Below are 23,037 nucleotides of genomic sequence, written 5' to 3' on the forward strand. Positions count from 1 at the left end.
CAACGATGGCTTCCGGACTGACTTCCCCGGCGCAGGAACGATGGAGCTTTTTCGGCATAAGAGACCTGCCGCCCCGCTCCACTGCCGCGCACCAAAGGCAGAACGAGGGCGGTTTTTTGAGTTTTAGAAGGACAACACAAGATGACCCAGCTTCATGACCAGCCCCGTGATTTAGCCCGACCCACGTTAGAGCAACTGGCCCGCGAGCGCATCCTGATTCTGGACGGCGCATGGGGCACCATGTTTCAGCGCGAGGAACTCACCGAGGCCGATTACCGCCGACCCGAATTCGATGAGACGCGGCAGTACAAGGGCAATCACGACCTGCTGCAACTGACCCGCCCCGATCTGCTGAAAAAGATTCACGCTCTGTATTTTGAAGCGGGCGCAGACATCACCAAGACCAATACTTTTTCCAGCACGGTGATTGCGCAGGCCGATTACGGCTTGGAACATCTGGTGGACGAGCTGAACGTGGAGGCCGCGCGGCTGGCCCGCGAAGTAGCCGACGAGTTTGAAGCGCGGGACGGGCGGCAGCGGTTTGTGGCCGGTTCCATCGGGCCGACCAACCGCACGGCCACCTTGTCACCCGACGTGGAGCGACCCGAATTCCGGGCCGTGACCTACGACGGACTGCACGACGCCTACGCCCAGCAGATTCGCGGCTTGCTGAAGGGCGGGGCCGATCTGCTGCTGATCGAAACCATTTTCGACACCTTGAACGCCAAAGCCGCCTTATTCGCGGTAGAAACGGTGTTCAGCGGACTCGGGAGGCGCGTGCCCGTAATGGTTTCGGGCACCATTACTGACGCCTCGGGGCGCACCCTGTCGGGGCAAACGCCGGAAGCCTTCGCGGTGAGCGTGGCCCACGCCAAACCGTTTAGCCTGGGCCTGAATTGTGCGCTGGGAGCCGACCACCTGCGGCCCTACCTGCGCTCGATTGCCGAGAACACCGAGTCGCTGGTCAGCGTTCACCCCAACGCGGGCTTGCCCAACGCCTTCGGCGAGTACGAGGAATTGCCCGAACACACCGCCGAAGTACTGAGAACTTTTGCTGAGGAGGGCCTGCTGAACATCGTGGGCGGCTGCTGCGGCACCACGCCCGAACACATCCGCCAGATTGCGGCGGCGGTGGCCCCCTACGCCCCGCGCGGCCCGAAAAAGCTCGCACCCTTTTTGCGACTCAGCGGCCTGGAGCAGTTCGCCGTGACGCCGGAGACCAACTTCGTCAACGTGGGCGAGCGCACCAACGTGACCGGCAGCCCCAAGTTTGCCAAGCATATTCTGGAAGGCGACTACGACGCGGGTCTCAAAATTGCCCGCCAGCAGGTCCAAAACGGCGCACAGATCATTGACGTAAACTTTGACGAGGGCATGCTCGACGGCGAGGCGGCCATGATTCATTTCCTGAATCTGCTGGCTGGAGAACCCGACATTTCCCGCGTGCCGTTCATGCTGGATTCGAGCCGCTGGAGCATTCTGGAAGCCGGACTGAAAAGGGTGCAGGGCAAGGCGGTGGTCAATTCCATCTCGCTCAAAGACGGTGAGGAGGAATTCCTGAAGCGGGCCAGATTGCTGCGGCGCTACGGAGCCGCCGCCGTGGTGATGGCCTTCGACGAAACCGGACAGGCTGACAACCTGGAGAGGCGCAAAGAGATCTGCACGCGGGCCTACACGCTGCTGACCGAGCAGGCCGACTTCCCACCGCAGGACATCATCTTTGACCCCAACGTGCTGACGGTGGCCACCGGCATGAGCGAGCACGACCGCTACGCCCTGGACTTCATTGAGGCGACGCGCTGGATCAAGCGCAACTTGCCGGGCGCAAAGGTGTCGGGTGGCATCAGCAACGTGTCGTTCAGCTTCCGGGGCAACAACCATGTGCGCGAGGCGATGCACGCCGTCTTTCTGTACCACGCCATTCGCGCCGGGCTGGACATGGGCATCGTCAACGCCGGAATGCTGGCGGTGTACGACGAGATTGAGCCGGAACTGAAAAAGGCCGTGGAGGACGTGATCCTGGCCCGCACCCCCGACGCCACCGAGAACCTGATCGAGCTGGCTGACCGCTATAAAGGCATCAAACGCGAGGTCAGTGCCGTCAGCGAGTGGCGCGGCGGCAGCGTGCAGGAGCGCCTCAAGCACGCCCTGATTTCCGGCATCACCGATTTCGTAGACGCCGACGCCGAGGAAGCCTTCCAGCTTCTCAAGTCGCCGCTGCAAGTCATCGAGGGGCCGCTGATGGACGGCATGAACGTGGTCGGCGATTTGTTCGGGGCCGGGAAAATGTTTTTGCCGCAGGTGGTCAAGTCGGCCCGCGTGATGAAAAAAGCGGTGGCCTACCTGATGCCGTACCTGGAGGCCGAGAAAGCCGGAGGTAGCACCAGCAAGGGCAAAATCGTGCTGGCAACGGTGAAGGGCGACGTGCACGACATCGGCAAGAACATCGTGGGCGTGGTGCTGGCCTGCAACGGCTTTGATGTCACCGATCTGGGCGTGATGGTCAGCGCTGAGAAGGTGCTGGACGCCGCCAAAGAGCTGAACGCCGACATTATCGGGCTGAGCGGTCTGATCACGCCGAGCCTGGACGAGATGGCCAACGTGGCCCGCGAGATGACGCGGCGCGGTTTGACGACGCCGCTGATGATCGGCGGCGCGACGACCAGCCGCGCCCACACCGCCGTCAAGATCGATCCGGCCTACAACGGCGGGCCAGTGGTGCACGTACTGGACGCCAGTCGGGCGGTGGGCGTGGCGGGTGATTTGATTCAGCGGCGCGAAGAAATCACGGAGCGCGTCAAAGCCGAGTACGACATCCTGCGCGAGCGGCACGGCGAGCGCAATATCCGCCTGCTGAGCATTGATGAGGCCCGCCAGCGTGCGCCCAAGATTGAAGACAAGCCCGCCCCCGCTCCCCAGCAAGCAGGCCGCACGGTCATCGAGCAAGACCTCAGCGAGCTGCTCCCCTTCATAGACTGGACGCCGTTTTTCATCGCCTGGGAAATGCCCGGCGTGTATCCCAAGATTCTGCGCGATCCCTCAGTGGGCGTGGAGGCCCGCAAGCTCTACGAGGACGGCAAGGCGCTGCTGGCCAAGATCATTGCCGAGAAACGCTTCACGGCACGTGGAGTGATCGGGCTGTGGCCTGCGCGGCGGGTGGAAGATGACATCACCTTGCCCAAACACCACACTGCCTTTCACACCCTCCGGCAGCAGCGCGACCAGACGGTGCCCAACGCCGCCCTGGCTGACTTCGTTTCCGAGTCGCCCGACTGGATCGGCGGCTTCGCGGTGGGCATTCACGGCGCTGACGAGCTGGCCCGCGAGTATGCGGCGGCTCTTGACGATTACAACTCGATCATGGTCAAGGCGCTGGCCGACCGACTGGCCGAGGCCTTTGCCGAAAAACTGCACCAAGATGTCCGGCGTCAGTATTGGGGCTACGCGGAAAGTGAAACGCTGAGCGGCGACGACCTGATCAAGGAGCGCTACCGGGGCATCCGGCCCGCGCCCGGCTATCCGGCCCAGCCTGACCACACTGAGAAACGCACTTTGTTTGCTTTGCTGGACGCCCAGAGCGTCGGTATGGAACTCACCGAGAGCTGCGCCATGTTGCCCGCCGCCGCCGTGTCGGGGCTGTATCTGGCGCACCCAGACAGCAAATACCTGGCACTGGGCCGCATCGGGCGCGATCAGGTGGCCGATTACGCGGCCCGCAAAGGTTGGACGCTCGACGTTGCCGAGAAATGGCTCGCGCCCAACTTGGCCTACGACCCGCAGCCTGTGATCCCCAAAACAAAGCCTGAAACGGTGACGGCATGACTTCGGTTCTGGCCGAACCCGTGCAGACTGCGCCCAAACTCACCCGCGTCAGCGTGGAGTTGGTGCCGCGCAGCCGCACGTCGCTGCGAACCGAGCTGGCCGAACTCAGCAGCAGCCTCGGCAACGTGCAGGTGGTCAACATCCCCGACTTTTTGCGCTACCGGATGCGCAGCTGGGAAGCTTGTCAAATGGCTCTCGAACACGTGCCGGAGGCGATTCCGCACATTCGCGCCATCGACATCAATCCGCGTGAGCCGCTGAAGATGGGCGACTTTTTGCGCCAGCACAAAATCAGCGAAGTGCTGATTATCGAGGGCGACGCGCCCAGCGACATGAGCCAGCACACTTACGACGTGACCTCGCTGGACATCATCCGCAAATTTCGGCGCGAGCTGCCGGAGATCAAGGTCTGGGCGGGCCTCGACCCCTACCGCCAGAGTTTTGCCCGCGAGCGCGACTACGCCGAGGCCAAGCTGGAAGCGGGCGCGGTGGGCTTTTTTACCCAGCCGTTTTTCGACCGCCGCTTGATGGACGTTTGGGCCGAGCTGTTGCCCACCCAGCAAGTCTTCTGGGGCGCGACTTCAGTGACCACCGAGCGCAGTTTCAGCTACTGGCAAAACCGCAACAAGGCGGTGTTCCCGCGCCACTTCACGCCCACGCTGGACGCCAACCGCGCCTGGGCACAGGAAGTCCTCAGCTTTGCCTCAGAAGTCGGCGGCCACACTTATTTCATGCCGATCAAGGAGAGCCTCAGCGAATATTTGGGGGGGATTTTGTGAGTCAAGACCTTGCCACAGACAAAGCGCTCAAAACCCATCTCCGCGCCCTGCTGACTGAGCGCCAAGCCCATTTGAATCTGGACAATGTCTTGGACGACTTTCCCCTAGACCAAATCAATACGGATTTGGGCCTCCCTTACACGGCCTGGGGCCTGCTGTGGCATTTGTGGTCTACCCAGCGCGACATTTTAGAGTTTGTGCGTGACACCGATTACGCCGAGAAAGTTTGGCCCGCCGACTACTGGCCCAAAACGGCAGGCACGGCACAGAGTTGGCAGCAGACCGCCGAGGGTTTGCAAACCGATCTGGACGAGTTTCTGGCGCTGCTAGACAACGCTGACCCGTTTGCCGTAGTTCCCAACGGCGCTGAACCGGGCGGCGGCGGACAGACGTGGCTGCGCGAGGCGCTGCTGATCGCCGACCACAACGCTTATCACTTGGGGGAGGTGGTGGTGGTGCGGCGGTTACTGGACGCCAACAGCTAACGCTCCAGTGGCTTTTTGCTGCCGTCCGGCAAAGTATTGATCCATTTGAGGGTGACATTGAGCGTGCCCTCGGTACCTAGACGCGCCAAAATAATATTGGCGTCCGCCGTGACTTTGAGGCCGATTTGCAACCACAACTCATCGGGTTGATTGATGTCTTGTAGGCTTCGCGAAATGTCTGTGAGGGTGGGCAAGGCTTTCTTGAGGGCCGCTTGCAGCGTTTCCCCCACTTGCAAGAATGGGCCGCCGTCTTGACTGAGTTGACGGGTCTGCGAACCTTCCTGTTCACTCGCTTGAGCCAGTTCAAAATACAGAACCTGTCCATTTTCCAGTTCTACGCCGAGCTGATCGGCACTCGGAGATGCTGCTCGTTGAGTGGTTTGAACGGCGGGCTGGATTGGTTTTAGAGGCGCAATATCCGCAACGCGGTCAAGTTTTTTAGGCTGTTTGCCAGCGAATACATCTGCCGCCCGCACCGTTTCGCCAAAATCTAAACCAGTCAATCCTTCCAAGTAAGGAATACCGACTTGAAAAGTGCTGTACGGCCCCACTGGCAGCGCTTCAAAAGGAATGTTTTTGACGAACGGCGCTTGGCTGACGGTATAAGCGCTGGTCATCAAAGTTCCAGCGGCGTCACAGACCGCCACCACTTTCCAGAACTGCTGCGGGATTTGAATTTGGCGGTGCAGCGGGTCGTCGTCCGCAAAGATGGGGCCAGTCAAGACGGTGACTTTGAGGTTGTCCTTGTCAGTATTGGCGAAAATGAAATTCTCCAAGCCCTGCCACAACGTATCGCTTTGGTTGAATTCCCAATACTGCGGGCTGCAATTTGTCCAGTGAAAGGTGTCGTCGTTGGCCTGCTTCAGCACCTCACCCACGCCCCAGATCGGATCGCGGCGGCGTACCAGATGTCCCCGGTCAAAAAAGCCGTGTGCGCCGGGTTCATTGCTGTACATCTGGTTGCCAAGTTGAAATTCGGCGGGAATACGCGAATCGAAGTGCCATACGTCATTCTTGCGGGGATAATCGAACGACTGTGCGCCGTCTATATTGACCGCTGTGAAATAAGCCATATGGCGCTGCTGACTCATCACAACAGAAAAATGGCGGTACTTGAGTTCGACGCCGGAGCCGTCTGAGAGGGGTACGGCAGGCCCGAAGCACTCTACGGCTTTGCCCAAGTCGGGCAGCGGCACTGGGACGGCCAAAAAGTTGGGACCGTAGCCGTCACGGTCAGCGTAACTGTTGGGCGGAAAACTCGGCTGGCCGGTCTTATCGCCTACGGATTTGCCTCTCTCCAGCAATTCCGTGCTGTCCGAGTCCCCTGCATCCGAGTGGCCCGCGAATGTCACCAGATGGTCTTCGGTGGATGTTCCAGCGTAAGCGGGCTGGCCGTCGAGGTCGCTGACCCAGGCGCTCAAAATCGGGTGGGCCTCGGCCATTTGGCGCTTGCGAAGGTCGGCCACCAAGCTGGAAATGCGAATGCCCTGGTTGGCAATCCAAACGACCTGGTCGTCGCGGTAGCGGCCCGCTTCCGCCGCGCTGGTCCACTGCTTGGCATCAGTGACCGAGTCGCTGAGTGGGCGCAGGAGGTACTGCTTCTCACCGCCCTGCTCGCGGCTGCGCGGCACGGCGGCGTGGTGCAGCGCCACGACTTGCCACAGGTCATTAAACACCGGACTGCCGGAGTTGCCAGGCTGGGTATCGGTTTGATACCACAAGCGGTCATCTTTGGCCAGCAAGGGAAAATCGCCGCTGTCACCGACTTGCAGCACTTTATTTTCGCGCAGGGCGATTTGCTTGGGCTGGCCCTGCGGGTGGCCGATCACACTGACATCCAAGCCCACATCGGTTTTATGAGCGTCTCCGCTGAGGCGAAGGAAGCCCCAATCGGCCAACTCGCGTGTGTTGTTACCGGGACTGTCACTGCTGCGGGGCTCTAAAGCCACCAAAGCGTAATCCAGCGCCTCACTGTTCCAAAAGCCTTGCTGCGGCGCGAGGCGGAAGGTGTGGGCGGGGCTCCGGAGGCCGTGCAAGTCCAGTTCGTAGTCAAATACGGCGCTGGACTCGGCGGCCACCGCCAGCGAGGGCAGCACGTGCCAGTTGGTCAGCAGCAAATTCAGGCCCACCAGAAAGCCGGTGGCGCTGCCCCTTGGCGTTTTGATGAAGGCCACTGTTCGGGAGGCCAGCAAACCGCGCTGCAAATAGTTCACGTCGAGGAGGTCATTGGTGTTGCCGATAATCTGCTCCACGTCGCGGGCCGAGAGTGCTCCGCCAGCGCGGGCGGCGCTGCGCATCCGCTCGGACACGGCGCTGAGATTTTGCTTGGGCTGCGGGTCGCAGGTCGCCAGATCGTCTTGCACCTGCGGCGCAATGTCCACCATGCGGCGAATAGCTCTACCAATTGACCCAGCCGCGCTGAACGGTGACGGGCTGGCCTGCTCGGTCGTCTGCTCGGTTTCGTTCTGCATACGTTCCCCCACCTTCAGCTTAAACGGTGGGCGTCAAAGGAGCGTCAAACGGCTGAATCCACTCCCACTCAGAGCAGACCCTGCCGCAACGCTTTGACGGCGGCCTGGGTGCGGTCAGCGGCCTGCAACTTAATCAGCAGGTCTTGGACATGCAGCTTGACGGTGCTGACGCTGATGCCCAGTGCGGCGGCGATGTCTTTGTTGCCCTGCCCCTCGGCTATGAGTTTCAGCACGTCCATTTCACGCTCGGTCAGCGGGCTGATGGTGCCGGGGCGGCGCACCGCGTCCATGACATGCACCGCCACCTGCGGATCGAGGTAAGCGCTGCCCGCCGCCGCTGCGCGAATGGCCAGCAGCAGCAGATCGGGGCGGCCACTTTTGAGGCTGTAGGCTTCCGCGCCCGAAGCCAGCGCCGCGAAGACTTCCTCACGCAGGTTGTGGGCGGTCAGCATCACCACCCGCACGCTGGGCCAGCGCTTTTTGATCTCGGCGGTGGTCTGAATGCCGTCGATCCCCGGCAGGCCGATGTCCATCACCACCACGTCCACCACGCCGTATTCGTGGGCGAGCTGCTCCAGCACTTCCAAGCCTTCTTCTCCGCTGCGGGCCTCGGCCACCACCCGCAGTTCCGGCTCAAGATTGATGGCTGCCCGCAAACCGTCGCGGGTAAAAGAATGGTCTTCCACCAGCAAAATGCGGATGATGGCCGGACTGAGATCGGCGGTGCTGGGGGCAATCATGCAGGCTCCAAATGTTTGGGCAATTCGAGAGGCAAACTCAGCGAGAAGCAACTGCGGGGATCGGGCGGGCTGCTGCGGCAGTACTCCACCGCGCCGCCGTGAACTTCCAAAATACGCCGCGTCAGATACAATCCCAGCCCGCTGCCCGCGCCCGCACCGCTGCCACGGAAGCGCTGAAACAGCCCAGCTTGCCGTGAAGGCGGCACTCCCGGCCCCTGATCCGAAACCGTCAGCACGGCCCGGTCTGCCTCGGCGTGAAGGCTCAAGTAGATTGTTCCGCCCGTTGGACTGAACTTTACAGCATTATCGAGTAAATTTTGAATGGCGCGGCGCAGGTCATGGCGGCGGCCCAGCACCCGCAGCTCGGTGAGATCGGTTTGGAAGGTGAGCTGCTTGGCCTCGGCTCTTTCTTCGAGTTGCGACAGCACGCTCAGGCTCAGGCTCCTCAGTTCCACGCTCAGGAATTCTTCGGCCTCGCCGCCCTCGTATTTGGCCAGCAGCAGCAGTTGGTCGGCCAGCGACAGCAGCGTTTCGTTGGCCTCCAAGCCGTGGCCGAGGGTGCGGCGGTAATCTTCGGGCAGCGGGCCGTACGCTCCGCGCAGAGCCGACTGCATGTTGAGGGTATTGGCCATGATCGGCGTGCGGAGGTCGTGGCTAAAGGCGTAGATCAAATCGCGCATCACCTCGCTTTGCTGGCTCAGCAGACTTTTTTGGGCGTCCAGATCGTCGAGCAAGGTGGTGCGCTCCAGCAGGGGTTGCAGCGCCCGCACCGCCTCACTCAGCACCTCGGGGCCGACTTGCGGGCGCTCAATCCGAATGGGCAAATCGGCTTGGCGGGGCCGCGTGAAGTGGGAAAGCCACACCGCCGAATCCGGCACTTGTTCAGCGCTGCCCTCCCCGATGTCCACCCGCGCCGCGCCGCTCAGCACCTCCAGCGCTCCGGCTGCCCGCCGCACGAAGTCGGCTTGTCCATACGGGCCGCTGACCGTTTGGATCAGGGTTCGCAGGCCGCGCTCGCGGGTTAGCCGCCGCTCTTCTTCGGCGAACCTTGCCGCCCGCGCCGAGGCGGTTTGTGCCCGCAGGCTCAGCAAACCCACCAGCAAAGCGGCCAACATACTCACCGAGCGGTTGACCAGGGTCGCCGAAGTCAGGCCTTCGCGCAGCGCGTTGCTCAGGCCCGCCAGCAGGTTGCCCAGCAGCGCCAGCCCCACCATGCTCCAGATCAGCTTGCGGCTGCCGCCCAGCGCCGAAAGCGCCACCGGAGCGCTGAGCAGGGTACCCACCACCCAACTGGCCGGCGTCAGCAGGTCGGCGGCGATGGTCAGACCGATCAGCGCCGCGCTCATCCCAGTGACGGCCCGCTGCGAGGGCGACCACTCCAGCGGTCCGGCGGCAACTACAGGACTTGGAGGTGAAGTATCGGCGCTGAACACCGCTTGAGGGTAGCGCGAGTCGGCCCAAGAAAATACCTCTGGGGGAAGCGCTCCGCCTGCCACTTAAAGCTGGCCGTCGGCAGGCGGCAGCGCTGGGGGCGCGGGTTGCAGCCGGAAGGTGACGCCCTGCGGCGAAACGAAGCAGGTAAACGCCGGAAAGCGCTCTTTACCGCCCACCACCAAGTTGGCCGCGACGCTGGCCGTCCATACTTTTAGGCTGCCCTGCGGGCTGCTGGGCCGCACCGTACTGGGCAACACCTTGAAGCTGCCCCCAGACACCGGCATCCCGAGCAACTGAGAAGCCGCCGCGAACTGCTGGGCCGAAAACGCCACCGTGCAGCGTTCCACCACCGCCGAAGTCTGGCTTTCCAAGGGATCAGCCGGAACCCACCACGCCCAGCCGATGAGGCCGGCGATCAGCAGGGCGGCGGCCAAACCCAGCCACAACCCAGCCGAAGATGGCCTGCGCTGAGGCCGGGAAAACGACGATGGACGGCTGCCTAACATGGCTTCAGCCTGCGCCGCCGCTGCCCGCTTGTGTACTGGCCATTTGGCCATCCGCTTGGTCAACTGGATATAGCTGCTTCTGGACAGCGGGACTAGTTTAAGCCCATGTCAGATTGCTGCTTGCCGCCGCGTCCCCTTCCCTATGTACTCCGCTTTGCTTCAGCCGCAGCCGTAAACATATGACGGCCCAACCACCGCTGAACCCGCCGCCGCACACCCCGCAGCCGCAGCTACAACCACAGCCGCGCCGCAGACAACGCGTCCGGCGCTGGCTGCTGGATGAGCAGACTGCCGCCCAGCAAGGCCCCTATGAAGAGGAACAGGCGGTGCAGGCCCATCAGCACCAGCGCCCTTGGTGGCAAGTCATGTGCCTGACCGGGGTGGACTACTTTTCCACGCTGGGCTACCAACCCGGCATCGCGGCGCTGGCGGCGGGAGCGCTCTCGCCGGTTGCCACCTCGGTGCTGGTGCTGCTGACCCTTTTCGGAGCCTTTCCGGTGTACGCCCGCGTGGCGCAGGAAAGCCCGCACGGCGAGGGGTCGGTCAGTATGCTCGAGCGGCTGCTCAGCTTTTGGCCCAGCAAGCTTTTGGTGCTGGTGCTGCTCGGCTTCATGGCCACCGATTTTATTATCACCATCACGCTGTCTGCCGCCGACGCCAGCGCCCACCTGATTGAAAACCCCTTTTTCAAATCGCTGCTCAGCGGCCAGCAAATCGCCGTGACCGTCGGCTTGGTGGCGCTCCTCGGCGCAGTATTCTTACGCGGTTTTCGGGAAGCCATCGGCATCGCGGTGGTGCTGGTGGGCATTTATCTGGTGCTCAACAGCGTGGTGGTGGTGCGCTCGTTTGTGGAAGTGGCCCACCATCCCGAAGTCTGGACGCAGTGGCACGACGCCCTATTCCGCCAGCAATCCAGCCCGTTTGGCCTGCTGCTAATCGCGCTGCTGGTGTTTCCCAAACTGGCGCTGGGCCTGTCCGGCTTTGAAACCGGCGTGGCCGTCATGCCGCAGGTGCGCGGCGCGGCAGCCGACACCGAAGCGAGTCCGGTTGGCCGCATTGCCAACGCCCGCAAGCTGCTGCTCAGCGCGGCGCTGATCATGAGCGTGTTTTTGGTGCTGACCAGTTTGACCACCACCCTGCTGATTCCGCCAGCCGCCTTTCAAGCTGGCGGCGCGGCCAACGGACGGGCGCTGGCGTACCTGGCCCACCTGTATCTGGGCGAGAAGTTCGGCACCGTCTACGACTTTTCCACCATCGCCATTTTGTGGTTCGCGGGAGCTTCGGCGCTGGCGGGCCTGCTCAATATCGTGCCGCGCTTTTTGCCGCGCTACGGCATGGCCCCCGAGTGGACGCGCCGCCAGCGCCCGTTGGTGCTGATCTTCGGGATGCTGGCGCTGCTGATCACTCTGATCTTCAAAGCCGATGTGGACGCGCAGGGCGGAGCCTACGCCACCGGCGTGTTGGTGCTGATGACCAGCGCCTCTATCGCGGTGACGATTGCCGCTTTCCGCAAAAGGGAATGGCAGCGCTTTCCCTTCGCTCTCATCGCCCTGATTTTTCTGTACACCACCGTCGCCAACAGCATCGAGCGGCCCGACGGGTTGTTTATCGCCTCGTTTTTCATTTTGGCGATTTTGGCCGTCAGTATCGCCTCACGGATTTTGCGTTCGTTCGAGGTGCGGGTCAGCAGCGTGGAACTCGACGAATCAGCTCTCAGCTTGCTGCGCGAGTTTAGGGTTCGGCCCCTGCGGCTGGTGTCGCACTACCCGGGCCTGAGTACGCCGCAGGAATACCACACCAAGGAAGTGCTTGCCCGCCAGCTCGCCCACTTGCCCGAGGACGCGCCGTTTTTGTTTTTGGAAGTCAGCATCGACGACGCCAGCGAGTTCAGCGACGTGGTGGAAGTCAGCGGGGTCAAAATCGGGCCTTACTTCATCCTGCGGGCCAGAGGGTCGAGCGTGCCCAACACCATCGCTGCCCTGCTGCTGCACCTGCGCGGCAACGGTGCGCCGCCGCAGGTGTATATGCGTTGGAGTGACGACTCGCCGCTGAGCCTCGCCTTCCGGTTTTTGCTGGAAGGACGCGGCGATATTCCGCCGATTACCCACGAGATTTTGCGCCGCGCCGAGCCCGACAAGCAGCGCCGCCCGATTGTGCATGTCGGCGGGTGAGGGCAGGCGGCCAAGCTCAAGCCCGTCTCAGCGGTCTTCAATCACCAGCGCGTCATCTGGCAAATTCAGCTTGGTCTGGTCGCGCAGCATCTGCACGAAGTTGGGCAGCACTTCGCTGCTGACGTGCTTGGCTGCGTTCCAGACCTCGGAGCGCAGCAGAGCACGCCCGCAGTGGAGGTAAGCCTCCTCGACGTGAATGACGAACAGACTGCGCGGCAACTGGCCTTTGTAGGCGAAGCGGGCCAGCAGCGCCGGATCGGTGGTGATCTGGGCGGTGCCGTTGACCCGGAAGGACTCGCTGACGCCCGGCACCAAAAAAATCAGGGCGACGGACGGACTCGCCAAGATGTTGCGGACGCTGTCGATCCGGTTGTTGCCGGGGCGGTCGGGCAGCAGCAGGGTTTTTTCGTCTTGCACGTACACGACTTGGCCCACATCGCCGCGCGGCGAGCAGTCGAGTCCATTCGGGCCGCCGGTCGCCAGCACCACCAGAGGAGACACCGCGATAACGCGGGCAAAGTCGGCGCTGATGCGGTCACTGGTTTTGGCTTTCACGGCGGCGCTGGGCTCACGGTAAAGCGGGCTGAGCCGCTCAGGGCTGAGCAAGTGGGCAGGGTCGAGGTGCATGGGCAAGTATGGCGCTTTGAGCTGAATTCTATGGCCAAGCCTTACACTACGCAGATGACTGGCCCCAAACGTCCATCCAAGAAAACGAGCACCAAGAAACCGGCCTCACGCCGAGGCGGAGCCAAATCGGCCCGTGAACTCGCTAAGACCGGCCCCTCGCGTCCGGGCGGCCCCAGCAAAGACCTCCGTAGCGCCGAAGGGCGGGCCGGAAGCAAAGCCAGCGACGCCCGCCAGACCGCCAGGCCCACCAGCAGCGGCTTGGGCGGCAGCGGCCACACCGACACCGAGCAGCCCAGAGACCGCCTTGAGCAGCGCACTCAGACCCGCACCGGCTCTGGCTCCGCCGCAGGGTATAGAGGCCACACCAGACAAAAACCCGGCTTCGGCCAGCGGCAATTCTCCAATCAGAAACCTGTCGGCCCCAAAGGCGCGGCCATCGGCGTCACCTTGGACGCTCCCGCGCCGGACACGGTGTTTTACGACCTCGAAAAAGCCCCGCACTCCTTCCCCGACAGCAACCTCAAACGGGTGGCGGCCCGCATTTTGTTAGACCGGCAAAAGCCCTGGCGCTACCGGCCTTTTCCTTTTCCGCTGTTTACCGACAAGGGCAACGAGCAGACTTTTTACTTTGATTTTTATGTCTACGACAACATGGACATGATTCTCAAACTGGTGTTGGTGGCTCCCCGCGAATCGGCGGAAATCTGGGACAAGATCGGGCGCTTCAAGCGGCAGTACCCGATGTACAGCTACGAACTGTGGACGCCCGAAAAGTTGGCGCAGTTGCAAAAGCCGCGCTCACGCATGGGGTTTTGAAAGCTCAATAGAGCTGCAAAGCGACTTACAACTTGATTCTCAACAAAGAGCCAAGTTCCACCATTTTGTGCCGCGCACGCATTGGGCGCGGCTTTTTGGGTGCCGAGACAAACAGTACGCCTAGACAAATCTCTGAGATGAAGCCTGTGTGTAACGTTTGCCCTTAAGAAAACGAAACTCACCTGCTAGGCTCAGCACGCAGCCGAGGCCGAGCGCCACACGCTGCTTATTCCAACCTGCCAATTGAGGCCGCCTGTTGTTCCGGGCGGCTTTCTAAAGAAAACGAAGGAGCCACCCATGACCCAGTTCGAGCAGCCCCCCATCCAGATCAGACCCGGCAATCCCGATCCACTCGGCGCGACCTGGGACGGTCACGGCACCAATTTTGCACTCTACAGTGAGCACGCTTTAGCGGTCGAGTTGTGCCTCTTTGACGAGGGCGGCGCGGAGACCCGCTTGCCGCTCACCGAGCAGACCGCCTTCGTGTGGCACGGCTACGTGCCGGGCGTTCATCCGGGCCAGCGCTACGGCTACCGCGTGTCGGGCGAGTACGCTCCTGAGCGCGGGCTGCGCTTTAATCCGAATGTGGTGCTGCTCGACCCCTACGCCAAAGCGGTGGAAGGCACCGAGCAGTTTAAGCAGGGCGTGTTTGCTTATGTGCCGGGCGACGAAGACAACCAGCCGCAAACCGAAGACCAGCGCGGCGCACCGCTGGGCCTGGTGGTCGATCCCGGTTTCGACTGGCAAGGCGACCAGCCGCCCAAAGTGCCGTTTCACCAGTCGGTGATTTACGAAGCCCACGTGCGCGGCCTGACCATGACCCACCCCGAGGTGCCCGAAGAGTTGCGCGGCACTTACGCCGGAATCGCCAACCCGCCGACGCTGAAGTACCTCAAAGAACTCGGCATCACGGCCATCGAACTGATGCCGGTGCATTTGCACGTGGACGATCCGTTTTTGCTCGACAAGGGACTGGACAACTACTGGGGCTACTCGACGCTGAGCTTTTTCGCGCCGGAAGTGCGCTACTCGGCTGCGGCCCGCGCAGGCGACCCACAGGGCGTGATTGCCGAATTCAAGGGCATGGTCAAGGCGCTGCACAAAGAGGGCATCGAAGTCATCTTGGATGTGGTCTACAACCACACCGCCGAAGGCAACCACCTCGGGCCCACCATGAGCTTTAAGGGCATCGACAACCCCACCTATTACCGTCTGGTCACCGGCAACGAGCGCCACTATTTCGATTACACCGGCACCGGCAACAGCCTGAACGTGCGCCATCCCCAGACGCTGCAACTGATTATGGATTCGCTGCGCTACTGGATCACCGAAATGCACATCGACGGCTTCCGCTTCGATCTGGCCTCCACGCTGGCACGCGGCCTGCACGAAGTCGATCAGCTCTCCAGCTTTTTTACCATCATCCACCAAGACCCGATCATCAGCGGGGTCAAGCTGATTGCCGAGCCGTGGGACGTGGGCGAGGGCGGCTATCAGGTGGGCAACTTTCCCGTCAACTGGGCCGAGTGGAACGGCATTTACCGCGACGACATGCGGGCCTTCTGGCAGGGCAACGGTGGACTAGCCTCGGAAATCGGCTACCGCCTGACGGGCAGCAGCGACCTCTATCAAAACGACGGGCGCAAACCGTACGCCTCGATCAATTTCATGACCGCTCACGACGGCTTTACCCTGCGCGACACGGTCAGCTACAACGAAAAGCACAACGACGCCAACCAAGAAGGCAACAACGACGGCCACAACGACAATAAATCCTGGAATTGCGGCGCGGAAGGCCCCACCGAAGACCCCGAGGTCGAAGCCCTGCGCTCACGCCAGCAGCGCAACATGCTGGCGACCCTGATCTTGTCTCAGGGCACGCCGATGATTTTGGGCGGCGACGAGATGGGCCGCACCCAGGGCGGCAACAACAACGCTTATTGCCAAGACAACGAAATCAGTTGGTACGACTGGGACAACGTGGACGAGCCTCTTTTGGCCTTTACCAAGAAGCTGCTGACCTTGCGCCGCGAGCATCCGGCGCTGCACCGCCGCAAGTTCTTCGCGGGGCGCAATATTCGCGGCGAGGACATCCGCGATATCGTGTGGCTGCGCTTTGACGGCGAGGAGATGACCGACAGCGACTGGCAAAGCGCTGAAACCCAGAGCATGGGCGTGTTCCTCGACGGCAACGGCCTCAACGACGTGGATCAAATGGGCAACCCCGTTCAAGACGATCACTTGCTGCTCCTGCTCAGCAGCACTTACATCGATTTGCCGTTTACCTTGCCAGAGTTGGGCGGCTGCGACGAGTGGGAATTACTGCTCGACACCTACGACGACGCCGCCGAAGAGCGGGTCAAAGCCGGCAATGAAACCACCCTGCACGCCCGCAGCGTCAAGCTGTACCGCTGTACCCGCAGTGAACCGCTTCCCAATCTGTAATCGAGTGTCTCTCAGATTGAATGAATAAAAGATGAGCAAAGAGCCGCCCCCGTTTTCCTGAGCTGGGCGGCTTTTTCGCCGCAGGGCGCTCACACCTCTGCCCAGCCATTGAGGGCTTTCTCACCGGCCTCGCCGTGTCATTGGCGTAGCGTAGACACAAATGCCGGGTGAATCTCGGTGACCCGCTTGGCCCGCGTGCCGCACGCTTAACCACACTTGAGCGCCGCCTCTCCTCCTCAATGAGGTCTTTCGAATGTCCAATTTTTCCACTGCTCCCGCTCCGCCCGCTTTCAAACCCGTCTCTCAGCCCCTCTCCAGCGGTGAGCGTCTCGGCGCACAGGTCTTGCCGGACGGCACCGGCACCCGCTTCCGGGTCTGGGCCACCGAAGTACAGGACGTCGCCGTGAGAATCGGCGGCACCGATTACCCGATGGAGCGCAGCGGCGACCCCGATCACGACTGCATTCACCAGACCGTCTTGCCAGTCGGTGCCGGCACCCGCTATCAGTTTGTCTTGGGCGGCGTGCCCACCCCCGATCCCTACGCCCGATTTTTGCCGGGCGGCGTTCACGGCGAGGCCGAGGTGATCGCCTTTAATGTCCACGACTGGAAAGACGTCAATTGGGACGGCGTTCCGCTGGATCAGTGCGTTTTTTATGAGCTGCACGTCGGCACCTTCACGCCGGAAGGCACTTATCAGGCGGCTCAAGCCAAACTGCCGGAGCTTAAGGCACTGGGCATCACGGCCGTCGAACTGATGCCGCTGGCCGCCTTCGCGGGCGAGTACGGCTGGGGCTACGACGGGGTGGCCCTCTACGCGCCGCACGCGCCGTATGGCCGCCCTGAAGACCTCAGGCGCTTCGTCGACGCCGCCCACAACATTGGGTTGGCGGTCTTTTTGGACGTGGTCTACAACCATTTTGGCCCCGACGGCAATTACCTCAAAAATTACAGCCCCAAGTATTTCACCAGCAAGTTTCAGAGCGCTTGGGGCGAGGGCCTCGATTATGCCGAGCGCCACATGCGCCGCCTGATTACCGAAAACGCCCAGATGTGGCTGCGCGATTACCACTTCGACGGCCTGCGCCTAGACGCCACCCAGAGCATGCCCGACGACTCCGAGGTGCATATTTTGCAGGAGCTGGCTTCAGAAGTGCACGGGCTGGGCGGCCACCACCTGATGCTGGCCGAGGATTACCGCAACTTGCCGATGCTGGTCACGGACTACCACCTCGACGGCATCTGGGTGGACGACTTTCACCACGAAATGCGGGTCACGCTGACCGGCGATCAGGACGGCTACTACGCGGCCTTTCAGGGCGGAGCGGCGGCGCTGGCCAACACCATCAACCGGGGCTGGACGTATGAAGGCCAAACTTGGCCGATGGAAGACCACGCCCTGCCCGGCAACTTGCGCGGCAAACCCGCTGACGCGTTGCCAGCGCCCAGTTTCGTGTATTTTATCCAGAACCACGACCAGATCGGCAACCGCGCTCAGGGCGACCGAATGACCGACGTGGAGCGCGTCTCGGTGGCCGCTTTCCGGGGAGCCAGCACAGTCCTCCTCGCCCTGCCGATGACGCCGCTGATTTTTCAGGGCCAAGAATGGGCCGCCAGCACACCGTTTCCCTTTTTCTCCAACCACCACGGCCAACTCGGTGAACTGGTCAGCGAGGGGCGCAAAAAAGAATTCGGGCACTTTGAAGGCTTTTCGGGCCATGTGCTCGACCCACAAGACCGCGCCACCTTCGAGCTGGCCAAACTCGACTGGGCCGAGAAACGGGACGGCGAACATGCCCAGACGCTTCGGACGTATCAGCAGTTGCTGAACTTGAGAAAAACCGACCCGGTGCTGAGTGGCCGCTCACGTCACGCACTGACGGCGGGGCACGTGGACGCGGTGTTGTGGGTGCGCTGGACAACCGACGAAGGTGAGCGGGCGCTGCTGTGGAACACCGGCAAGACCGCTCTGACCGCGTCCAAACTCGACTTGCCCTTCGACTTGCCTCCCAGCCTGACTTTTCACAGCGAGGGCAAGCCCACCCCCACGCTGGGAGCCGGTGAAGCTGTGATCTTGGGCAACGGATGACGGCGGCGCTCACCGAAACTCAGCTTACAGAGATGCACACGCCGCAGATTCCCCGCGCCACCTACCGCCTGCAACTGCACGGCCCCATCACGCTGCCCAGCGGCAAAACCGCCCGCTTCGATTTCAGGGACGCGGCCAGAGCGGTGCCTTATCTGGCCCGCCTGGGCATCAGCACGCTTTACCTCTCCCCCATCTGGCAGGCCGCGCCGGGCAGCTCGCACGGCTACGACGCCACCGACCACAGCCGAGTCTCGGACGAGTTGGGCGGCGAAAAGGGGCTGCGCAAGCTCTGGCAAACCGCCAAAGCGCAGAACATGACCATCATCGCCGACTTTGTGCCCAACCACATGGGCATCGCGGGCGGCCATAACCCGTACTGGGAAGATGTCCTGCGCCACGGACAAGCCAGCCGCTACGCCCACTTCTTCGACATTTCGTGGGAACCTCTCAAGCGGGCGCTCAGCGGCAAAGTGCTGCTGCCGGTGCTGGGCGATCAGTACGGGCGGGTGCTGGAGCGCGGCGAGCTACAGGTGGTGCGGATCGGCGGCGCACTCGGCCTGCGCTACTTCGAGCGCACCTTTCCGCTCTCGCCGCGCCAGAACGCCCCGATTCTCACGCGGGCCTGGACGCTCGCCAGCCAACTCGACGCTTCGCCCCAAAATGAAGAAGCCCGCGCCGACCTCGCTTCGCTGGCGCTGCAAGCCGCCCATTTGCCGCGCAGCCAGGACAACCTGACCAGCGAAGACAAACAAAGCCGCGCCCGCGAAACCGCCGTGATCGAGCGCCGCCTTTCGCGCCTCGCCGAGATCCCGGCGATTGCCGCCGCGCTGGACACCGCACTGAGTGAGCTCAACGCCGATCCCACGCGCCTCGACCAGCTCATCACCGAGCAAAATTACCGGCTGAGCTACTGGAAAGTCGCTTCCGAGCAAATCAATTACCGCCGCTTTTTTGACATCAACGACTTGGCGGCGCTGCGAATCGAAGACCCCCGCGTCTTCGAGTGGGCGCACTCCAAACTGTTTGAACTCATCAAGGAAGGCGTCATCGCAGGCGTGCGGCTTGACCACACCGACGGTTTGTACGACCCCGCCGGTTACTTCCAGACGTTGCAGGAGCGGGCCGCACAGGTGCTGGGTGTGCCTTACGCGGCGGGCGACCGACCACTGTACGTGCTGGCCGAAAAGATTCTGGAACCCGGCGAGCGCTTGCCCAACTGGCCGATCTACGGCACCACCGGCTACGACTTTTTGGCGCAGCTCGGCGGCGTGTTCGTGGAGAGCGGCAACGAGGAAGAGATCAGCGGGATTTACCGGCGCTTTACCGGCGACCGCAAAAGCTACGGTCAGACGCTGCACGACACCAAAGAATTTATTCAGCGGGTCAGTCTCGCTTCCGAAGTCAATGTGTTGGCCGAGCACCTCGAGCGGCTGGCCGAAGCGGATTTGCGCTGGCGCGACTTTACTTTAAGCAGCCTGCGCGAGGTGCTGCGCGAAGTCATCGCGGCTTTTCCGGTCTACCGCACTTATGTCCGGCTCGACGGGCGCGAGGGCGGCGACGACGCCAAGATTGGCCACGCCATCAAAGACGCCCGCAGGCTCAACCGCGAACTCGACGGCAGCCTATTCGACTTCCTGAGAGCCGTGCTGACGCTCGACGCCCCCGATCTGGAGAGCCGCGAGCGCTACGCCGAATTTGCCTTCAAGTTCCAGCAACTCACCGGCCCGGTGACGGCCAAAGGCGCGGAAGACACCGCCTTTTACCGCTACGGACGGCTGCTGTGCCTCAACGAAGTCGGCGGCGACCCGGCCATTTTCGGCACGCCGCCGCGCACCTTTCACGCGCAGGCCCGCGAGAGGGGCGAAAAGTGGCCGCACGCCATGCTGAGCACCAGCACCCACGACACCAAACGCGGCGAAGGCACCCGCGCCCGCATCGCGGTGCTGAGCGAGATGCCGCAGACGTGGGCGGCTTACCTCAGCCACTGGGGCAAGCTGGCCCGCGCCTTTGAGCGCGAACTCCCAGAAGGCGCACGCGCTCCCAGCAGCGTAGACCAGATGATGTTTTTTCAAAACGTGCTGGGCGCTTGGCCGCTGAGCGGCGCACTCACCGATTTGCCTGACCGCCTGAGCGCCGCCATGCTCAAATCGGCCCGTGAAGCCAAGCAGCACACCTCATGGGCCGCGCCCGACGCCGCTTATGAAGAAGCGCTGGACAATTTGATTCGCGGCCTGCTGGCTTCCAGCGAGTTCGTGGACAGCGTCAAGATTTTTCACGAGCAGATCAGCTCCTACGGCGCACAAAACAGCCTCTCGGCGGCGCTGGTGCGCCTAACGGCCCCCGGCGTGCCCGACACCTATCAGGGCAGTGAAAGCTGGAATCAGGCGTTGGTCGATCCCGACAACCGCCGCCCGGTGGACTACGCCCGTCTTCAGGCGCTCCTGCGGCGCACCGAAGAGCGCCACGCCAAAGAGCCGCTGGGGCTCGCAGCAGAGTTGCTGAGGAACTACGGCAACGGCGGCATCAAACTGCTGACCACCTGGGCGGCCCTCTCCGAGAGGCGCAGCAATCCTGAGTTGTTCGGGCTGGGGAATTACCACGCCCTCAGCGGCGGCAAGCACCTGCTGGCCTTCTCGCGGCAATTGGGCGATCAACTGGCCGTCACACTGGCCCCGCGCCTGACCTACAGCCTGACCAAAGGCCAAACGCCCTGGGCGCTGGGCGAGGTGTGGGGCAGCCGCACTTTGGCCCTCCCCAGCGGCGCTTACCGCAGCGCTATGACCGGCGAGCGCTTCCGGGTGCGCGGCGACAAGATCGCGCTGGCCAAGGTGCTGGAATTTTTTCCGGTGGCGCTGCTTATCCGGGAATGAGCGGGGCCTTTTTGACTGATCTTCCCAAATAGCTATACTGCTCAGCAGCGCTGCGGCAACTGGCGCTGAACGTGGGGGCCACCACGGGGAAGCCGCAGCTTAGCCAGATCGCACGCCTGGGTCAGACCTCTCCGCTCCTGTCACTGCGATGTGCAGCGAAGCGGAGGGGTCTACTTTCTCTTTTGACTCAGGAGCGGCCATGTCAGATTCAGTTCAGCATTCCCAAAAGCAAGCCCTCATCTCGGTCAGCGACAAGTCCGGCGTCGTTGAATTTGCCCGCGCCCTCACTGAGCAAGGCTGGGCCATCCTATCTACCGGCGGAACCCTCAGTGCCCTGCAAGCGGCGGGCGTTCCGGCAACCAAAGTGGCCGACGTCACCGGCTTTCCCGAAATCTTGGATGGCCGGGTCAAGACCTTACACCCCAAGATTCACGGCGGTATTCTGGCCCGGCGCACGCCCGAGCACCTCTCCGAACTCGCCGAGCACAGCATCGGGCCGATTGATCTGGTGTGCGTCAACCTCTATCCGTTCCGCGAAACAGTGGCGTCGGGGGCCGACTTAGAGACGGCCATTGAAAACATAGACATCGGCGGCCCGGCCATGATTCGCGCCGCTGCCAAGAACTTTGAGAGCGTGCTTATCTTGGTTGACCCCGCCGACTACCCGCTGGCCCTGCAGGCCGAGGTTTCGCAGGGCCAGCGCCGTCACCTCGCGGCCAAAGCCTACGCCCACACCAGCAGCTACGACGCGGCGATCACGGCTTATTTGTCTGAACCATCAGGCGACAGTCTTTCTGGCGACAGTATCTCCGGCGAAGATTTCCCAAAAGAAGTCAGCTTGCCCCTCACCCAGATTGCCGATCTGCGCTACGGCGAAAACCCCCACCAGCAGGCCACCGTCTACCGCCTCGGCGCTCAGACCGGGCCGGTGCTAGACGCCGAGGTGCTGAGCGGCAAGGCCATGAGCTTCAACAACTACGCCGACACCGACGCGGCGTGGGCGCTGGTGAGCGATTTTGGCGCAGATCAAGCGGCTTGCGTGGCCGTCAAGCACGCCAACCCCTGCGGCGTGGCAGTTGCGGCCACTCCGAAAGAAGCCTGGGAACGCGCCCGCGACGCCGATAACCTCAGCGTGTTTGGCGGCGTGGTAGCGATCAACCGGCCCATTGATCTGGAGACGGCCAAAGCCACCAGAGGCACCTTTCTGGAAGTGCTGATCGCCCCCAACATCGACGCAGACGCCCTGACTTGGCTGCGCGAAAAGAAACCCGACTTGCGGGTGCTGCGGGCAGGCAAACGTCTGGCATCTGGACTGGATTACCGCCCGCTCATCGGCGGCTTTCTGGCCCAAAAACGCGACGAGCGGCTGTGGGATGACCTGTGCCCTAAAGTGGTGACAGCCAAGCAGCCCAGCGAGGCCGAGTGGAAAGACTTGGCCTTCGCGTGGCTGGTCGCCAAGCACGCCCGCAGCAACAACGTGGTGCTGGCAAGAGGCGGCGTCACGGTGGGCATCGGCGCGGGGGCGGTCAGCCGCATCTGGGCCGCCGAGCGGGCGGTGCAGAACGCGGGCGAAGGAGCACGCGGCGCGGTGATGGCTTCCGAAGCGTTTTTCCCGTTCGACGACGTGGTGCGGCTGGCCGGCAGCGTGGGAGTCAACGCCATCATTCAGCCGGGCGGAGCCAAGCGCGACCCGGAAGTCATCGCCGCTGCCAACGAACTCGGGATCAGCATGGTGCTGACCGGCTCGCGGCACTTCAAGCATTAGGATCATGGCAACAGCTG

The 23,037-nt window shown here is 62.5% G+C and carries 14 protein-coding genes and 1 riboswitch; of the genes, 9 read left to right on the forward strand and 5 right to left on the reverse strand.

Features of this window, described 5'->3' with window-relative positions; genetic code table 11:
- The first annotated feature begins 141 nt into the window (after positions 1-141).
- From metH to FNU79_RS07225, 3 genes are read left to right on the forward strand one after another with little or no spacing between them, the layout of a single operon-like run.
- Entirely contained in the window at positions 142-3,822 is a 3,681-nt protein-coding gene (gene metH, locus FNU79_RS07215; protein ID WP_143720201.1) for a methionine synthase, read from the forward strand.
- Positions 3,819-4,601, forward strand: coding sequence for a methylenetetrahydrofolate reductase (locus FNU79_RS07220; protein WP_143720202.1), 783 nt, complete (start codon positions 3,819-3,821; stop codon positions 4,599-4,601). Before metH ends, FNU79_RS07220 begins: the two co-directional genes overlap by 4 nt.
- The gene (locus FNU79_RS07225; RefSeq protein ID WP_143720203.1) at positions 4,598-5,086 is read left to right on the forward strand and encodes a DinB family protein; all 489 of its coding nucleotides are present in this window, start codon (positions 4,598-4,600) and stop codon (positions 5,084-5,086) included. Before FNU79_RS07220 ends, FNU79_RS07225 begins: the two co-directional genes overlap by 4 nt.
- Here FNU79_RS07225 and FNU79_RS07230 read toward each other — a convergent pair.
- The 4 genes from FNU79_RS07230 to FNU79_RS07245 form a co-directional block, all read right to left on the reverse strand.
- Complete coding sequence (locus FNU79_RS07230; RefSeq protein ID WP_143720204.1) at positions 5,083-7,557, reverse strand: CU044_2847 family protein; 2,475 nt, start codon at positions 7,555-7,557, stop codon at positions 5,083-5,085. The genes FNU79_RS07225 and FNU79_RS07230 overlap by 4 nt on opposite strands.
- 68 nt (positions 7,558-7,625) lie before the next feature.
- On the reverse strand, positions 7,626-8,297 hold the full coding sequence (locus tag FNU79_RS07235) for a response regulator (RefSeq protein ID WP_143720205.1): 672 nt from the start codon (positions 8,295-8,297) through the stop codon (positions 7,626-7,628).
- Positions 8,294-9,730, reverse strand: a complete 1,437-nt coding sequence (locus FNU79_RS07240; RefSeq protein WP_225429933.1) for a sensor histidine kinase — start codon at positions 9,728-9,730, stop codon at positions 8,294-8,296. Before FNU79_RS07240 ends, FNU79_RS07235 begins: the two co-directional genes overlap by 4 nt.
- 63 nt (positions 9,731-9,793) lie before the next feature.
- Positions 9,794-10,288, reverse strand: a complete 495-nt coding sequence (locus FNU79_RS07245; RefSeq protein WP_143720206.1) for a hypothetical protein — start codon at positions 10,286-10,288, stop codon at positions 9,794-9,796.
- A 128-nt stretch (positions 10,289-10,416) separates the two neighbouring features.
- Between FNU79_RS07245 and FNU79_RS07250 the strand changes: the two genes are divergently transcribed.
- On the forward strand, positions 10,417-12,408 hold the full coding sequence (locus FNU79_RS07250) for an APC family permease (protein ID WP_225429934.1): 1,992 nt from the start codon (positions 10,417-10,419) through the stop codon (positions 12,406-12,408).
- A 27-nt stretch (positions 12,409-12,435) separates the two neighbouring features.
- Here the strand turns inward: FNU79_RS07250 and FNU79_RS07255 are convergent, their stop codons facing one another.
- Positions 12,436-13,035 (reverse strand): MSMEG_1061 family FMN-dependent PPOX-type flavoprotein, encoded by a 600-nt coding sequence (locus FNU79_RS07255; protein ID WP_143720207.1) that lies wholly within the window; start codon positions 13,033-13,035, stop codon positions 12,436-12,438.
- Positions 13,036-13,089: 54 nt separating this feature from the next.
- Here FNU79_RS07255 and FNU79_RS19065 point away from each other — a divergent pair, with 54 nt between their 5' ends.
- The 5 genes from FNU79_RS19065 to purH all read left to right on the forward strand — a co-directional run bounded on the left by FNU79_RS19065 (position 13,090) and on the right by purH (position 23,020).
- The gene (locus FNU79_RS19065) at positions 13,090-13,851 is read left to right on the forward strand and encodes a hypothetical protein (protein WP_185974637.1); all 762 of its coding nucleotides are present in this window, start codon (positions 13,090-13,092) and stop codon (positions 13,849-13,851) included.
- Positions 13,852-14,148: 297 nt separating this feature from the next.
- The gene (gene glgX / locus FNU79_RS07265) at positions 14,149-16,296 is read left to right on the forward strand and encodes a glycogen debranching protein GlgX (protein ID WP_143720208.1); all 2,148 of its coding nucleotides are present in this window, start codon (positions 14,149-14,151) and stop codon (positions 16,294-16,296) included.
- Between the two features lie 253 nt (positions 16,297-16,549).
- The gene (treZ, locus tag FNU79_RS07270) at positions 16,550-18,385 is read left to right on the forward strand and encodes a malto-oligosyltrehalose trehalohydrolase (RefSeq protein ID WP_143720209.1); all 1,836 of its coding nucleotides are present in this window, start codon (positions 16,550-16,552) and stop codon (positions 18,383-18,385) included.
- Positions 18,382-21,255, forward strand: a complete 2,874-nt coding sequence (gene treY, locus FNU79_RS07275; protein ID WP_225429935.1) for a malto-oligosyltrehalose synthase — start codon at positions 18,382-18,384, stop codon at positions 21,253-21,255. Before treZ ends, treY begins: the two co-directional genes overlap by 4 nt.
- A 45-nt stretch (positions 21,256-21,300) precedes the next feature.
- Positions 21,301-21,384: riboswitch (ZMP/ZTP riboswitch) on the forward strand.
- Positions 21,385-21,454: 70 nt separating this feature from the next.
- Positions 21,455-23,020 (forward strand): bifunctional phosphoribosylaminoimidazolecarboxamide formyltransferase/IMP cyclohydrolase, encoded by a 1,566-nt coding sequence (purH, locus tag FNU79_RS07280; RefSeq protein ID WP_143720210.1) that lies wholly within the window; start codon positions 21,455-21,457, stop codon positions 23,018-23,020.
- Positions 23,021-23,037 lie beyond the last annotated feature (17 nt).

It is taken from the genome of Deinococcus detaillensis (assembly GCF_007280555.1).
Classification (GTDB): domain Bacteria; phylum Deinococcota; class Deinococci; order Deinococcales; family Deinococcaceae; genus Deinococcus; species Deinococcus detaillensis.